This is a genomic window from Pseudomonas sp. HLT2-19-2, assembly GCF_054898005.1.
In genome coordinates this window covers 2,900,955-2,915,883 of the sequence record NZ_CM142712.1, presented here as the reverse complement: position 1 = coordinate 2,915,883, position 14,929 = coordinate 2,900,955, and the positions used below count along the sequence as shown (strand labels likewise).

The 14,929-nt window shown below is 58.5% G+C and carries 12 protein-coding genes and 2 pseudogenes; 6 read left to right on the top strand and 8 right to left on the bottom strand.

Annotation, left to right across the window (positions count from 1 at the left end):
• Nucleotides 1-393: 393 nt before the first annotated feature.
• The 3 genes from ACYZTU_RS13550 to ACYZTU_RS13540 all read right to left on the bottom strand — a co-directional run bounded on the left by ACYZTU_RS13550 (nt 394) and on the right by ACYZTU_RS13540 (nt 2,811).
• The gene (locus ACYZTU_RS13550; RefSeq protein ID WP_461970819.1) at nt 394-642 is read right to left on the bottom strand and encodes a DUF1652 domain-containing protein; all 249 of its coding nucleotides are present in this window, start codon (nt 640-642) and stop codon (nt 394-396) included.
• A gap of 130 nt (nt 643-772) precedes the next feature.
• Nucleotides 773-2,269, bottom strand: a complete 1,497-nt coding sequence (locus tag ACYZTU_RS13545) for a helix-turn-helix transcriptional regulator (RefSeq protein WP_461970818.1) — start codon at nt 2,267-2,269, stop codon at nt 773-775.
• A 170-nt stretch (nt 2,270-2,439) separates the two neighbouring features.
• Entirely contained in the window at nt 2,440-2,811 is a 372-nt protein-coding gene (locus ACYZTU_RS13540; RefSeq protein WP_461970816.1) for a DUF6124 family protein, read from the bottom strand.
• A gap of 630 nt (nt 2,812-3,441) precedes the next feature.
• Here ACYZTU_RS13540 and ACYZTU_RS13535 point away from each other — a divergent pair.
• Nucleotides 3,442-3,900: an REP-associated tyrosine transposase gene (locus ACYZTU_RS13535; RefSeq protein WP_461970814.1), complete on the top strand. Its 459-nt coding sequence runs from the start codon at nt 3,442-3,444 to the stop codon at nt 3,898-3,900.
• Nucleotides 3,901-4,008: 108 nt separating this feature from the next.
• Here the strand turns inward: ACYZTU_RS13535 and ACYZTU_RS13530 are convergent, their stop codons facing one another.
• Together ACYZTU_RS13530 and ACYZTU_RS13525 are read right to left on the bottom strand one after the other, a co-directional pair.
• Complete coding sequence (locus tag ACYZTU_RS13530; protein ID WP_461970812.1) at nt 4,009-5,292, bottom strand: Zn-dependent hydrolase; 1,284 nt, start codon at nt 5,290-5,292, stop codon at nt 4,009-4,011.
• Nucleotides 5,293-5,337: 45 nt separating this feature from the next.
• The gene (locus ACYZTU_RS13525; RefSeq protein ID WP_461970810.1) at nt 5,338-6,822 is read right to left on the bottom strand and encodes an NCS1 family nucleobase:cation symporter-1; all 1,485 of its coding nucleotides are present in this window, start codon (nt 6,820-6,822) and stop codon (nt 5,338-5,340) included.
• A gap of 551 nt (nt 6,823-7,373) precedes the next feature.
• Here ACYZTU_RS13525 and hydA point away from each other — a divergent pair.
• The 3 genes from hydA to preA all read left to right on the top strand — a co-directional run bounded on the left by hydA (nt 7,374) and on the right by preA (nt 11,548).
• Nucleotides 7,374-8,813, top strand: a complete 1,440-nt coding sequence (gene hydA / locus ACYZTU_RS13520; protein ID WP_449644568.1) for a dihydropyrimidinase — start codon at nt 7,374-7,376, stop codon at nt 8,811-8,813.
• A gap of 92 nt (nt 8,814-8,905) precedes the next feature.
• The gene (locus ACYZTU_RS13515) at nt 8,906-10,273 is read left to right on the top strand and encodes an NAD(P)-dependent oxidoreductase (protein ID WP_461970808.1); all 1,368 of its coding nucleotides are present in this window, start codon (nt 8,906-8,908) and stop codon (nt 10,271-10,273) included.
• Complete coding sequence (preA, locus tag ACYZTU_RS13510; RefSeq protein ID WP_461970806.1) at nt 10,274-11,548, top strand: NAD-dependent dihydropyrimidine dehydrogenase subunit PreA; 1,275 nt, start codon at nt 10,274-10,276, stop codon at nt 11,546-11,548.
• Nucleotides 11,549-11,654: 106 nt separating this feature from the next.
• Here the strand turns inward: preA and ACYZTU_RS13505 are convergent, their stop codons facing one another.
• Complete coding sequence (locus ACYZTU_RS13505; RefSeq protein WP_449644565.1) at nt 11,655-12,275, bottom strand: TetR/AcrR family transcriptional regulator; 621 nt, start codon at nt 12,273-12,275, stop codon at nt 11,655-11,657.
• Nucleotides 12,276-12,418: 143 nt separating this feature from the next.
• Here ACYZTU_RS13505 and ACYZTU_RS13500 point away from each other — a divergent pair.
• Nucleotides 12,419-12,577 (top strand): annotated as a pseudogene (locus ACYZTU_RS13500) (copper resistance protein CopC); the annotation flags it as partial.
• A 235-nt stretch (nt 12,578-12,812) separates the two neighbouring features.
• Here ACYZTU_RS13500 and ACYZTU_RS13495 read toward each other — a convergent pair.
• Nucleotides 12,813-13,030 (bottom strand): annotated as a pseudogene (locus ACYZTU_RS13495) (porin); the annotation flags it as partial.
• Nucleotides 13,031-13,086: 56 nt separating this feature from the next.
• The gene (locus ACYZTU_RS13490) at nt 13,087-13,893 is read right to left on the bottom strand and encodes a sulfite exporter TauE/SafE family protein (RefSeq protein ID WP_461970805.1); all 807 of its coding nucleotides are present in this window, start codon (nt 13,891-13,893) and stop codon (nt 13,087-13,089) included.
• A 162-nt stretch (nt 13,894-14,055) separates the two neighbouring features.
• Here ACYZTU_RS13490 and ACYZTU_RS13485 point away from each other — a divergent pair, with 162 nt between their 5' ends.
• On the top strand, nt 14,056-14,919 hold the full coding sequence (locus ACYZTU_RS13485) for an MBL fold metallo-hydrolase (RefSeq protein WP_461970803.1): 864 nt from the start codon (nt 14,056-14,058) through the stop codon (nt 14,917-14,919).
• Nucleotides 14,920-14,929 lie beyond the last annotated feature (10 nt).

Sequence of the window (14,929 nt, the reverse complement as noted above, 5' to 3'; positions counted from 1 at the left end):
GCAGCACAGCGCCGCTGGCGGTACGACATGAGCAGATGGATGCTTACTGAGTGACGCAACGAGTCAGCGTCGTTTCCCGGGTCACCTGCCCCTCAGCCCTCATATCGCCTTGCACATCGGTGTCTTCGGTAGTCTGGCAAGTGCGTACAGGAGGTGGAGGCGGCGCGGCGGGAGGTGGCGGCGGAGGACTGGCACACCCCCCCAGAATCGCGACGCAGAGTGCAAACGACAGTGGAGCAAAAACGCGTTTCCCAAGACTGTTCATAGGTTAGCCCGCGGTAAGTGATCGAGATATTTCCGCGACCCAACACCCTCACCGCGAACACGCGGACCGGTCCCAGAAAAAATACTTTTGTATCTTTTAATACGACCGCCAGCAAAACCCGTCAGTTCCTAGGAAGTCCCGGTACGATGCAACGTGTTGCTCTCAAGCTCGTACCTCAGCTCTTCGATCAACGACGCCACCGCCTCCGGCGTTCTAAGGTTGCTTACGCTCAACCCACTGACCACCAGATCCACCTGCCCCGACACCGGATGATAGAGCTTCACCGTCAGTGAATTATCACCCGTAACACTGCAGTCACAGGCCAGCGGCGAAAAACTCCGCTCCAGCTGCATACGCAATTGCGCCACGTAATTCATCCTGCGGTTCCTGTAGCTGTTTTCGAAAGGGACGCGATACCCGAAGACCTGTATCGCACCCTTACAGCCTAAGAACTGCCGCACACGTCCAGAACATCCATTTGCACCCCTTCGAGTAGTGCATTTGCACCTAACGCTGGGCCTTGGGCCTCCACTCGCTGGAGAACAAACCGCGCTCGCGGGCCCAGACAATTGCCTCGCTGCGACTGTGAACATCGAGCTTGGAATACACCGTCGACACATGGTTGCGCACGGTGTTGGGCGCGAGCTTCAACCGCGCGGCGATTTCCTTGTCGGCCAGGCCTTCGCAGATCAGCCCCAGCACATCGCGTTCACGGGCCGTCAGGTCGGTGAAAGACGCGCTAGGCAACTGCGGCGAGTTGACGTTCTTGACGTTGGCGAGCTTCTCGATGAGCGTGCGGCTGAACCAGGAGGCGTCTTTCATCACCTCTTCGATCGCCGACACCAACTCAAGCTCCGTACGTTTACGCTCGCTGATGTCCATAAACACCAGCAGGTAGCAGGGGTTGTCCTGAATGTTCACAGTGTCGGCCGAGACCGCGCAATCGATCAGCTGGGCGCCTTTTTTGCGTACCCGAACATCGACACGATCCACACTTCCGGTTTTTTCCAGGGCCGCAAAAAGTCGCGTGCGGGCGCCTGTATCATCGATAAATTCGATCTGCGCCACAGTCTTGCCGAGCACTTCTTCACGGGGATACGCAAGCGTATCGAGGAAGGCTTCATTGACGTCCATCACCACCTGATCGCTGGCGTTGCATACCAGGATCGGCACCGGGGTCAGACGAAAAGCCTTGGCGAACCGTTCCTCGCTCTGGCGCAGGGCGACTTCGGCCTTATACCGGGGCTCGATGTCCACGAAGGAAAACAGCATGCAGGCCTCGTCGTTCAGCTCAAGGGGCTGGCCGGCGACGATCACCTGTTTGCTGCCACCTTCTGACAACTGCAGTTGGGCCTGCATTTGCGGAATAGTCGCTCCTTCGCGCAAACGTTGCTTGGCCAGGTCTTTGTTTGCGGCCCCTTCCAGTATGTCCAGTTCATAGGTTGAACTGCCGATCACCTGATCACGGGCATAGCCGGTCATCTCCAAGAAGCCCGGGTTGACCTTGATGTAGCGCAAATCGCTGAGGCGACAGATCACAGCCGGGGCCGGGTTGGCATTGAAGGTTTTTTCGAAACGCTGCTCGGCGCTGGCCCACTCTGTGACATCGTTCATGATCAGCACCAGCGACTCCGGCTTTCCGGAGCTGTCAGCCAACACCATGCTGCGCACGCTATGGACCCAGGTGCGCTCTTCATTGTCCGCGGGCGTCACCTCAACCAAGACATCACTGAAGGTCTCGCCTCGGGCGATTCGGCTGATCGGATAATTGTCGACCTGAACCGGATGATTATTGCGATAACGCAACGCGAAGCGCTTGGCGTATTCCTTGGCATTCGCCCCCAGCTCGCTGAGCTGCCCGACGCCGTGCATGGCCAGCGCGGCGTCATTGGCCCAGAGGAGGGTCTGGTCGAGCTCCACCAAAATCACCCCATCGGACAGGCCGGCGATAATCTGCTGCAACTGACGACGATTGGTTTCAGTGATCAGGACGTCTTGGCTCATTGGATCTCCACGCGTGCGGCGACGCATTCAGGCGCCGCCCTGTGAAGAGTACGACCGCAGGGGGGTGGGATAGTGCAGCAAACATCCCCGATCCGGCAGCGTGCACCTGTGGTAACAAAAAACGACCGGCAGGCCGTTTCTTGTGTTGAAGCACTGACACACTTAGCTGGTTAGTCCGCTGCGTTCTGCGGGTCAATATTGTCCAGTGCCCGATTCACTGCCAGCTCGCCCAGCATGATGATCTGCGCAATACCCAACAGGGAACTGCGACTCGGCCCTTCCATATGATCCGCCAGGTCCATGGTCATGACATTGGCCGATGCCAGCGACTCGCAAGCGTGGGCCAGTAGGGTTTCGGTATCGAGTTCCGGGTTGACGATGAACATGGTGCCGGGTGTGCGCCGGGTGGCTTTGATGTGGGCGGCCAGATTGAGGTAGTGATCGAGGGCGCGGTCGGCGGCTTCGTGGAGTTTTTTGGAGTCGAGGGAATCGTAGGGGGAAACGTTGTCGGTTTCCGGGGGATTGGGTGTGGCTTTGAACATGGTGAATCTCCTACATAAAGTGGAGCCACCATGACCTGTCGCTAAACAAGTAAGGGTGGCGGCTGAACGCAGGTTAGCGAACCGGTTGTAGGCACCCGGCAGACCCTAAGGTCTCCCGCGCACAGCCGCCATAACGCAAATTGCAGACATAAAAAGCATGCAATGCAGCTTGGAGCGTTTGTGCGTCTACATAGTCGAGTCGCTAAACCCGGTCACTGAACATTCAGCGACCCGGAGACGATATAGTCCAGGCACGTGGCGCACAAGCCGGCGGATTCTGGCGTAGTTGTAGGCAATGGCGCAAGGCGACGTAGCCTCACAGGGCGCGTGTAGGAACGGTCAATAGCAACAAGATTTTTCGATAATTGCGGCCCGAATTGTCAGGAGAACTGACCAAAACAATCCTTGGAAAGTGAGGCATGCCATTAGATCAAAAGATCGCAGCCTTCGGCAGCTCCTACAGGGATTGCGTAGACCCGTAAATTCCAAGGTCGTACGCGATCCCTGTAGGAGCTGCCGAAGGCTGCGATCTTATCGGCGTACTGGAAATATTACGAAAACGTTTTGGCCAACGACAGAAACACCATCAGCTAACGTTCGTTTGCCAACAAATTTCAAGGAGGGCAAGGAATGCCTGTCGCTGCAAACGGATGCCGCCTGCGCAAAGCTCGTTTTTCAGAATCCGGACGTATTTATTTGCTCACCGCTGTGGTTCATCAGCGGGAGCCGGTGTTCAACAATTGGCGGTTGGGACGGCTTCTGGTCGATCAGCTGCGCAGCACCGATGAAACGTGCACGGTGACATCAATGGCCTGGGTCGTGATGCCGGATCATCTGCATTGGTTGGTGGAGTTGCATCACGGCACCTTGGCCGAGCTTATGTGCCGCATCAAATCAAGAAGCAGCCGGTCGATCAATATTGCAAGGCAGAATCAGGGTCGATTATGGCAGCGAGGGTATTACGATCGCGCTTTGCGTCGTGATGAAGACATCAAGGATGCAGCACGTTACATCGTCATGAATCCGTTGCGTGCAGGATTGGTAAAACGGGTGGGCGATTATCCTTTGTGGGATGCCATTTGGATTTAATGGCGCAAGATCAAAAGATCGTCCGAACACGGCCCGAGCCTTCGGCAGCTCCTACAGGGTATTCCGCAATCGTTGTAGGAGCTGGCGAAGCTTTCGATCTTTTGATATTCAAGCCGTCAATTGACCACTGGCAATCGCCGCCGACGCCGCCAGCATTGCCCGCAACAACACCGCACACCCGGCCGCCAGATCATCCGGCGCAGCGTTTTCGATTTCGTTGTGGCTGATGCCGCCTTCGCACGGCACGAAGATCATCCCGGCCGGGCCGAGTTCGGCGAGGAAGATTGCGTCGTGCCCTGCTCCGCTGACGATGTCCATGTGCGACAAACCCAGCCCTTGGGCGGCGTCGCGTACCGCGTCCACACAGCCTTTATCGAAGTACAGCGGCGGGAAGTCGGCGGTGGGTGTGAGTTCGAAGGTCAGGCCGTGTTCCTCGCAGGTGGTTTCGATGACTTCGCGGACTTCGGCGATCATCGAATCCAGGCGCGCCGGTTCCAGATGACGGAAGTCCAGAGTCATGCGCACTTCGCCGGGGATGACGTTGCGTGAGCCGGGATAGGCTTGCAGGCAACCGACGGTGCCGCAGGCGTGCGGTTGATGACCGAGGGCCGCGCGATTGACCGCACCGACGATCACCGAAGCGCCGACCAGGGCGTCCTTGCGCAGGTGCATCGGCGTCGGGCCGGCGTGGGCTTCGACGCCGCGCAGTTTAAGGTCGAACCATTTCTGGCCAAGGGCGCCCATCACCACGCCGATGGTTTTGTGCTCGTCTTCGAGGATCGGGCCTTGTTCGATATGCGCCTCGAAATAGGCGCCGACGGCATGGCCACTGACGTTGCGCTCGCCGGCATAGCCGATGGCGTTCAAGGCTTCACCGACAGTGACGCCCTCGGCATCGACCTTGGCCAGGGTTTCTTCGAGGGTGAATTTTTCCGCGAACACACCGGAGCCCATCATGCAGGGGGCGAAGCGTGAGCCTTCCTCGTTGGTCCAGACCACCACTTCCAGTGGCGCTTCGGTTTCCACGCCCAGGTCATTGAGGGTGCGCAGCACTTCAACGCCGGCCAGCACACCGAAGCAGCCGTCGAACTTGCCGCCGGTGGGTTGGGTGTCGATGTGGCTGCCGGTCATCACCGGTGGCAGGTTCGGGTTGCGGCCCGGACGACGGGCGAAGATGTTGCCCACGGCGTCGATGCTGACGGTGCAACCGGCCTCCTCGCACCAGGTGACGAATATGTCCCGGGCCTGGCGGTCGAGGTCGGTCAGGGCCAGGCGACAGACGCCGCCCTTGACCGTGGCGCCGAGCTTGGCCAGGTCCATGAGCGACTGCCACAATCGGTCGCGGTTGATGTGCTGATGGGTGGACTGCAGAACGTCTACGGCAGCGTTCATGATGATCTCCTCTGTTCTTCTAGTTCCCACGGAGCGTGGGGACGATCAAACCGCGGACTTCGCGATTGACGGGCTGGGGCGCATCGAGCACAACCCGTAATAAATCAGTCCGCCAAGCGCTGAGCCGGTAAACCAGCCATAGCTGTAGAACCAGCTGAATGCGTCACTGCCGAGCGACAGCAGCGTCAGCGCCACCGGCACACCGAACGCGATAAAACCGAACCAGTTCCACGCTGGATAAACATCATCGCGATAGAGTCCAGCCAAATCCAGTTGCTGTTTCTTGATCAGGAAATAGTCCACCACCATGATCCCGGCGATCGGCCCCAGCAAACTGGAATAGCCCAGCAGCCAGTTGGAATACACCGTCTCCAGGCTTAAATCCGAGACGATCAACCCGAGCTTCTTCAACAGCTCATGGGCCATCAGCGCCAAGCCGACCAGGCCGGTGAGCAACACCGCTTTGGTGCGGTTGATGAACTTGGGCGCGACGTTCTGGAAATCGTTGGTCGGCGAAACAATGTTGGCCGCGGTGTTGGTCGACAGCGTGGCGATGATGATCAGCGCCATGGCCAACGCGACCCAGACCGGGCTCTGGATATGGCCGATCAGGGTGACCGGATCGGATACGGTGACGCCCACCAGTTTTACCGAGGCCGCCGTCATCACCACGCCAAGGGAAGCAAACAGGAACATGGTCAGCGGCAAGCCGATAATCTGCCCGACGATCTGATCCTTCTGGCTTTTCGCATAGCGGCTGAAATCCGGAATGTTCAAGGACAAGGTGGCCCAGAACCCGACCATGGCGGTCAGCCCGGCGGCAAAGTAACTGACCACGCTGGCGCCTTCCGGACGTTTGGCCGGGATCGCCAGCAACTCGGTCATCGACACGTTCGGCATGGCCCACACCAACAGCCCCACGCCCACCAGCACCAACAACGGCGCCGAGAGGGTTTCGAGCCATTTGATCGAGTCCGCACCGCGAATCACCACCCACAGGTTCAAGGCCCAGAACACCATGAAGCCGATCACTTCACCGATACCGCCAAGGGCTTTCCAATCCTCGAACACCGAGCCGAGAAACAGGTGAATGGCCAGTCCGCCGAACATCGTCTGAATGCCGAACCAGCCACACGCCACCAGCGCACGGATCAGGCACGGAATGTTTGAGCCGAGAATGCCGAAGGAAGAACGCAGTAACACCGGAAACGGAATGCCGTACTTGGTGCCGGGAAAAGCGTTCAGAGTCAGAGGGATCAGTACGATGATGTTAGCGAACAGAATCGCCAGCAGCGCTTCGCCGACGCTCAGGCCGAAATAGGCGGTGAGCACGCCTCCGAGGGTGTAGGTCGGCACGCAGATCGCCATGCCAACCCATAACGCGGTGATGTGCCATTTGTTCCAGGTTCGTTCGTGCACCTTGGTCGGTGCCATGTCGTGGTTGTAACGGGGGCTGTCGAGGACGTCACTGCCGGCTTCGAGCTCAAACAAGCCGTCGCGCTCGGTCACTTGCGATCTGATCTGTTGCATGGCCGCTCCACTGTTCTTTTGATTATTTTTGCTCATCAAGGGCTGGCGGCATCAATAAACGTGCCGGTTACCCCGTTTGCGCATCGGGCAGTTCCATAGAAACTTTGTAACCAACTGATGTTTATCAGTTTTATTTACAGACTCGATGAGCCAGCGGTGACTTGCTTGTTCACTCAGGCCGAATGCCAGGCAAGTTGTCCGAACAGTCAGGACTCAATCTGGTGCATACCACTTTTTTTCAACGTCGCGCATCAACCATAGACCATCCTCAACCGGCTGATTTCACATAAGAAATCTCGTCTATTTTTAGAACCTGTCAAGTGCGTCAAAATGGTGAGAGGCCTCACCATTTTGGTGATTTCACGATTTAAACTTTAAATATCAATACGTTAAAACAGATATAAGCTTATAAAAAATATTCTTGCTCAATCCTTAAACTCAGACTAGCTTTTATTCCTGACAGCGCTGACAGGAATACACCTGTTTGCGTCGGCTACATATAAAACATTTAGAACCGGCACAAGTCGGTCATTGCCTGCGAGGAACTCGGAATGTCTCTGTTGATCCGTGGCGCCACCGTTATTACCCACGATGAAAGTTATCGCGCCGACGTCTATTGCGCCGACGGCGTGATCAAAGCCATCGGTGAAAATCTTGATGTTCCAGCGGGTGCCGAAGTGCTCGACGGCAGCGGCCAATACCTGATGCCCGGCGGCATCGACCCGCACACGCACATGCAGCTGCCCTTCATGGGCACGGTGGCCAGTGAGGATTTTTTCAGTGGCACGGCGGCAGGTCTGGCCGGCGGTACCACGTCGATCATCGATTTTGTGATTCCCAATCCGCAGCAATCCTTGATGGAAGCTTTTCATCAGTGGCGCGGCTGGGCCGAGAAGTCAGCGTCGGATTACGGTTTCCATGTCGCGATCACCTGGTGGAGCGAACAGGTACGTGAGGACATGGCCGAGCTGGTCAATCATCACGGGGTCAACAGCTTCAAGCACTTCATGGCCTACAAGAACGCGATCATGGCCGCCGACGACACTTTGGTGGCGAGTTTCGAGCGCTGTCTGGAATTGGGCGCAGTGCCGACTGTGCATGCGGAGAACGGTGAGCTGGTCTATCACCTGCAACGCAAGTTGATGGCCCAGGGCATGACCGGCCCTGAAGCGCATCCGTTGTCCCGCCCTTCGCAGGTTGAAGGTGAAGCGGCCAGCCGGGCGATCCGCATCGCCGAAACGCTAGGCACGCCGTTGTACCTGGTGCATGTCTCGACCAAGGAAGCCCTCGACGAAATCACCTACGCCCGCAGCAAGGGTCAACAAGTCTACGGAGAAGTCCTGGCCGGGCATTTGCTGCTGGACGACAGCGTCTATCAACACCCGGACTGGCAGACCGCTGCCGGTTACGTGATGAGCCCGCCCTTCCGTCCTCGCGGCCATCAAGAGGCGCTTTGGCACGGCCTGCAATCGGGCAACCTGCACACCACCGCCACCGACCATTGCTGCTTCTGCGCCGAACAAAAAGCCGCCGGCCGTGACGATTTCAGCAAGATCCCGAATGGCACGGCAGGTATCGAAGACCGCATGGCGGTGCTGTGGGATGAAGGCGTGAACACCGGGCGTTTGTCGATGCAGCACTTCGTGGCGCTCACCTCCACCAACACCGCAAAGATCTTCAACCTCTACCCGCGCAAAGGGGCGATTCGCGTCGGTGCGGATGCGGACCTGGTGCTGTGGGATCCGGAAGGTACGCGCACGATCTCGGCGAAGACTCATCACCAGCAGGTCGATTTCAACATCTTTGAAGGCAAAACCGTGCGCGGTGTTCCGAGCCACACCGTCAGCCAGGGTCGGGTAGTTTGGGCGGATGGTGATTTGCGGGCTGAGCGTGGTGCGGGGCGGTACGTCGAACGGCCGGCGTATCCGGCGGTGTTTGATTTGCTGAGTAAGCGGGCTGAGATGAACAGGCCGACAGCTGTGAAACGCTGAAATCGAGGCCTGCTCGCGAAAGGGCCAGCCCAGGCAACACAAAAACCAATGCCCATCAGAGGCAGTACCTCAATAACCGTGAGGCCAACACCGTGATCAAGACCCTGAACCACCTCCCGCATCCCTATGAGAATGCGGCCGCCCTCGCCGGCCATTTCACCGATCTGGCACCGCCACTCAACGACCGCCAGGCCCATCTGGAAGCCTCGCGTTGCCTGTACTGCTACGACGCGCCGTGCGTGAACGCCTGCCCGAGCGAGATCGATATTCCGTCGTTCATTCGCAATATCCATCAGGAAAACGTTCAGGGCGCTGCGCAGAAAATCCTCTCGGCGAACATCCTCGGCGGCAGTTGCGCCCGTGTGTGCCCGACGGAAGTTCTATGCCAGCAAGCCTGCGTGCGCAACAACGACCATGAGTGCGCACCGGTGCTGATCGGCTTGTTGCAGCGTTACGCCGTAGACAACGCACACTTCAGCGAACACCCCTTCCCACGTGCGGCATCTACTGGCAAGCGCATCGCCGTGGTCGGTGCCGGACCGGCCGGTTTGTCCTGCGCTCACCGCAGTGCCATGCACGGTCATGAGGTGGTGATTTTCGAGGCTCGTGAAAAGGCTGGCGGCCTCAACGAGTACGGGATCGCCAAGTACAAACTGGTCGACGATTACGCGCAGAAGGAGCTTGAATTCCTATTGGAAATCGGCGGGATCGAAATCCGCCACGGGCAGAAACTCGGCGAAAACCTCACCCTTAGCGAACTGCATCAGCAGTTCGACGCGGTGTTCCTCGGCCTCGGTCTGGCCGCCAGCAAACAGCTGGGGCTTGCTCATGAAGATGCACCCGGCCTGCTGGCCGCCACCGATTACATCCGCGAACTGCGTCAGGCCGATGACCTGACCCAACTCCCCCTCGCTAACCGTTGTATCGTTTTGGGCGCCGGCAACACCGCCATCGACATGGCCGTGCAAATGGCACGTCTAGGGGCTCATGACGTCAACCTGGTGTACCGCCGCGGTGTCGAGGAAATGGGCGCCACCGGCCACGAACAGGACATCGCCAAAGCCAATCAAGTGCGTTTGCTGACTTGGGCACAACCCGAAGAAGTCCTGCTCGATGCTCAAGGCCAAGTACGCGGCATGCGCTTCGCCCGCACGCGGTCGGTAGACGGTCGCCTGCGAACCACCGGTGAAACTTTCGAACTGGCCGCCGACGCGATCTTCAAAGCCATCGGCCAAGCCTTCGACGCCAGCGCCCTCGCCGACCCGCTGGCCCGTGAACTCAAGCGTCAGGGTGAGCGGATTCAAGTGGACGAAAACCTGCGCACCAGCATCCCCGGCGTGTATTCCGGCGGCGACTGTACCAGTCTCGATCAGGACCTCACCGTGCAGGCCGTGCAGCACGGCAAACGGGCCGCCGAGGCCATCAACGCCCAACTCATGCTCAACGTGGAGGCTGCGTAAATGGCCGATCTTTCGATTGTCTTCGCTGGCATCAAAGCCCCCAATCCGTTCTGGCTGGCCTCCGCGCCACCGACCGACAAAGCCTACAACGTGGTCCGCGCCTTCGAGGCCGGCTGGGGTGGCGTGGTCTGGAAAACCCTGGGTGAAGACCCGGCGGCGGTCAACGTGTCGTCGCGCTACTCCGCGCTCTTCGGCGCTAACCGTGAAGTCATGGGTTTCAATAACATCGAACTGATCACCGATCGCTCGCTGGAAATCAATCTGCGGGAAATCACTCAGGTCAAAAGGGACTGGCCGGACCGCGCGCTGATCGTGTCGCTGATGGTGCCCTGCGTCGAGGAATCGTGGAAATTCATCCTGCCGCTGGTGGAAGCCACCGGTGCCGACGGTATCGAACTGAACTTCGGCTGCCCCCACGGCATGCCAGAGCGCGGCATGGGCGCGGCGGTCGGCCAGGTTCCGGAGTATGTCGAGCAGGTCACCCGTTGGTGCAAAACGTATTGCTCGCTGCCAGTGATCGTCAAGCTCACACCGAACATCACCGACATTCGCGTCGCCGCCCGCGCGGCCCATCGTGGTGGCGCGGATGCGGTGTCGTTGATCAACACGATCAACTCGATCACCAGCGTCAACCTGGAGCGCATGGTCGCCAATCCCGCCGTGGGCAGCCAAAGCACCCACGGTGGTTATTGCGGCTCTGCGGTGAAGCCGATTGCGCTGAACATGGTCGCCGAAATCGCCCGCGACCCACAGACGCAAGGCCTGCCGATTTCCGGCATTGGCGGCATCGGCAGTTGGCGCGACGCGGCGGAGTTCATTGCGCTGGGCAGCGGCTCGGTGCAGGTATGCACGGCGGCGATGCTGCATGGTTTCCGGATTGTCGAGGAGATGAAGGACGGGTTGTCACGCTGGATGGACAGTCAGGGTTACGCCAGCGTGTCGCAGTTTACCGGGCGTGCGGTGGGCAATACCACAGACTGGAAGTACCTGGACATTAACTATCAGGTGATAGCGAAGATCAATCAGGAAGCGTGCATTGGTTGCGGTCGCTGCCACATTGCTTGCGAAGACACTTCGCACCAAGCGGTTGCCAGCCTGAAGCAGGCGGACGGGACGCATAAATATGAAGTGATCGATGATGAGTGTGTGGGATGCAATCTGTGTCAGATCACCTGTCCGGTGCAGGATTGTATTGAGATGGTGCCGATGGATACGGGCAAGCCGTTTTTGGATTGGAATCATGATCCGAGGAATCCGTATCACGTCGCTGTTTGATCGTTGAATATCAAGGATCGCAGCCTCGTTTCACTCGACAGCTCCTACAAGGGATTGCGTAACCCTGTAGGAGCTGTCGAGTGAAACGAGGCTGCGATCTTTTGATTCACGGCTCCAACCCAATCCCGCGCAAGATCACACTCGTCACCGTCTGCACCGCCCGCTCAAACTGCATGTCCGACAGCGGCTGGTGGTCATTCAGAATATTCACCTGATGATCGAAGTCTGCGTAATGCTGAGTCGAGGCCCAGATCATGTACAGCAGGCTTGAAGGCTCTACCGGCAGGATGCGTTTGTCGTCCACCCACTGACGAATTTTCGCCTCTTTCATCTTCGCCCAGTCGTAGAGGCTGACGTCCAGTTTCTCCCCCAGCGTCGGCGCACCGTGGATGATTTCGTTGGCCCAGACTTTGGAGCCGTAAGGCCGGCTGCGGGAGTGGTTCATTTTGGCGCGGATGTAGCTGCTGAGCACCACGCGCGGATCGTCGAACATCTCGAAGCACAGGGCGTCCTGTTTCCACACTTCCAGCAAATCGAACAGCACAGCGCTGTACAGCTCACTCTTGGTGCTGAAGTAGTAATGCAGGTTGGAGCGCGGCAGTTGCACCTCGGCGGCGATGTCCGCCATGGCGGTGCTGCCGAAACCTTTTTCGGCGAAAACCTTTTCGGCCCCCAGAAGAATTTTCTCGACGTTACTGCGACGAATCTCGATCTTGTGCTTGCCCATGAGGGCTCCCTGACCACAGCGTTGGCCAAGACTAGCATCCGCTCTACACCGCGGCGACAAGGGAAAACGAAACTTCGTACACCCAGCTTCTCGCAGGTAAACTGGCGCCTCCTTGAACCTGCCTCAGAGGAATTCACGATGCTGCTCTGAAAAGCCTCGTCACCGAAGGCAGCGACATGAAAACCCTGATCGTCACCCCGGCTGCACCGCTGGCAGCGGGTGCCTACAATGTCGAATGGCACGCGGTGTCGGTCGATACGCACAAAAGCGAAGGCGCATACAGCTTCAAGGTTGACCAGTAGTTCATGACGAGCGCGATGGTGCTGTGCCGCTTTCTGCATTTCACCGTGGTGCTGATGCGCGGCTTGCTGCTGTTGGTGATGATCCTGCGGCAACCGGCAGAGCATCTGCGTTAAAGCGATATTGCAACGACTACTACCTGCTGTACTGCCAGGATTACGTCTATTGAAGCAAGGCGAGTCAGCCGAGCTCGGTTTTCCGGTGGTCGCCCCTGCAAGGCCGCCAGTGCGGAGAACTCATGTTGAAGCCTGGGTAGTTGGGTAAAAGCCCATCTTCACACGCGCCTGTTTGCGGTCGAACTGGTCGCCGGCACGGTCCACATCGCTGTTCACATAGAAGGCGTTAATGTAGCCATCGGTGGAAAACGTGGTCTGGTCCTTGTCGTACAGCATGATCTCGGCTTCGGCCATCAAGCTCAATCCACGGGTCGACAGGCTGGCGATGAAGGCAGGCAAGAAACCCGAAACTTAGGGTGTACGCCTGCAGAACGGACTGGCACCCACAATACTTGCTAGACGCCCGCTCTAAACAGCATGTAAGCGGCGACTACGACACAGATGCTGGCGAAGCCGATCTGTAATCCCCGGGCCGGTACTCGCGCGCAAAGCCTGCGGCCAATGATCATGCCAACGATGCTCGCGACGATAAATGCCACGCCAACACCGTCGATTCGCACCCCGGCCTGAAACGCGCCGATCACGCCGATAGCGGAAATAAGGCTGATCACCATCAAGGAGGTGGCGACGATTCCACGCATCTGCACATCGCTGAGCTGCTTGAACGCCGGAACGATCAGGAAGCCACCGCCCACCCCGAGCAGCCCGGAGACAACCCCGGTCACCGCGCCCAGTGCCGCGAGGGTCGCGGTGCATTTGGCGGTCCAGGAAAAGCGCCCGGTCTGCTGATCGAGCATGCAGTTCTTCTGGCCCCAGTTGGCGTGGCCGTGGTCGTTTGGACCTCCTTCCTGGCGCTCACGACGCAGCATCCGCCAGGCCACCATGACCATCAGCAGACTGAACAGAATCATCAGGATTTTTTCCGGCAACTGATGGGCGAAGTAGATACCGACCGGCGAAAAAATCGCCCCCAGCAAAGCGATCAGCATCGCCGCGCGATAGCGCACCAGACCATGGCGCAAACCATCGATGGCCCCGACAGCCGCTGCACTGCCCACCGCAAACAGAGCGACCGGCGCGGCCTGGGTCATGGTCAAACCCAACCCCAGCACCAGGGCCGGCACCGCAAGAATGCCGCCGCCAGCGCCGGTCAACCCCAAGACCAGCCCCATCACCACCCCAAAAAAACTTGCCAACAACATAAAACGCTCGTGATCCGCGGAATAAAGCCGGGAACGCCCGGTATCGATGACAGACAGGATAGAGCCCGCACAGCTTTTTTCCTTCTTTGAATTGACTGGGGGGTGGTCAGCGCAGGGAAAATGAAACTACCCTCATGGCTTATCCAGTAAGAAACGGCCACCATGCCCGCCTTGATTGAAGCTTTTCTAGACCCTGCCTCGTCGACCTACAGTTACGTAATCTACGAAGCCGATGGCGGGCACTGCGCGATCGTCGACCCGGTGCTCGATTACGACCCGGCCGCTGGGCGAACCGCCAACGTCCAGGCCGACAAGATCATCGCCTTCGTTCGCCAACATCAGCTGCACGTGCAATGGCTGCTCGAAACCCACGCCCATGCCGATCACCTGTCCGCCGCACCGTATCTGCGTCGGGAACTGGGGGGGAAGATTGCTATTGGTCAGTCGATCAGCAAGGTTCAGGGCGTGTTCAAAACCCTGTTCAACCTTGAGCCGGAGTTTCGCAGTGACGGTTCGCAATTCGACCATCTGTTCGCGCCGGACGAATCGTTCATGATCGGCAACCTCAAGGCCACGGCCCTGCATGTTCCCGGGCACACGCCAGCGGACATGGCCTATCTGATCGACAGCGATGTGATTCTGGTGGGCGATACGTTGTTCATGCCGGACGTGGGCACTGCTCGTTGTGATTTTCCCGGCGGCAACGCCAACCAGATGTTCGCCTCGATTCGCAAACTGCTGGCCTTCCCTGCCAGCGTGCAACTCTATGTCTGCCACGATTACCCGCCCGAGGGTCGCGAACCTCAATGCATGAGCACGGTGGGCGAGCAGCGTAAAAGCAACATTCACATCCATGACGGTATCGACGAAGCCGCATTCGTCGCCATGCGCACACAGCGTGATGCGGGGTTGGACATGCCGACGCTGTTGCTGCCCGCGATTCAGGTGAATGTGCGGGCGGGGAATTTGCCGCCGGCCGAGGACAATGGCGTGGTGTACCTGAAGATTCCGATCAACAAACTCTAAACCGACCACG

Coding starts and splice junctions, on each gene's coding strand:
- ACYZTU_RS13550 (WP_461970819.1), bottom strand. CDS start 642: ATGAATTACGTGGCGCAATTGCGTATGCAGCTGGAGCGGAGTTTTTCG.
- ACYZTU_RS13545 (WP_461970818.1), bottom strand. CDS start 2,269: ATGAGCCAAGACGTCCTGATCACTGAAACCAATCGTCGTCAGTTGCAG.
- ACYZTU_RS13540 (WP_461970816.1), bottom strand. CDS start 2,811: ATGTTCAAAGCCACACCCAATCCCCCGGAAACCGACAACGTTTCCCCC.
- ACYZTU_RS13535 (WP_461970814.1), top strand. CDS start 3,442: ATGCCTGTCGCTGCAAACGGATGCCGCCTGCGCAAAGCTCGTTTTTCA.
- ACYZTU_RS13530 (WP_461970812.1), bottom strand. CDS start 5,292: ATGAACGCTGCCGTAGACGTTCTGCAGTCCACCCATCAGCACATCAAC.
- ACYZTU_RS13525 (WP_461970810.1), bottom strand. CDS start 6,822: ATGCAACAGATCAGATCGCAAGTGACCGAGCGCGACGGCTTGTTTGAG.
- hydA (WP_449644568.1), top strand. CDS start 7,374: ATGTCTCTGTTGATCCGTGGCGCCACCGTTATTACCCACGATGAAAGT.
- preA (WP_461970806.1), top strand. CDS start 10,274: ATGGCCGATCTTTCGATTGTCTTCGCTGGCATCAAAGCCCCCAATCCG.
- ACYZTU_RS13505 (WP_449644565.1), bottom strand. CDS start 12,275: ATGGGCAAGCACAAGATCGAGATTCGTCGCAGTAACGTCGAGAAAATT.
- ACYZTU_RS13490 (WP_461970805.1), bottom strand. CDS start 13,893: ATGTTGTTGGCAAGTTTTTTTGGGGTGGTGATGGGGCTGGTCTTGGGG.
- ACYZTU_RS13485 (WP_461970803.1), top strand. CDS start 14,056: ATGCCCGCCTTGATTGAAGCTTTTCTAGACCCTGCCTCGTCGACCTAC.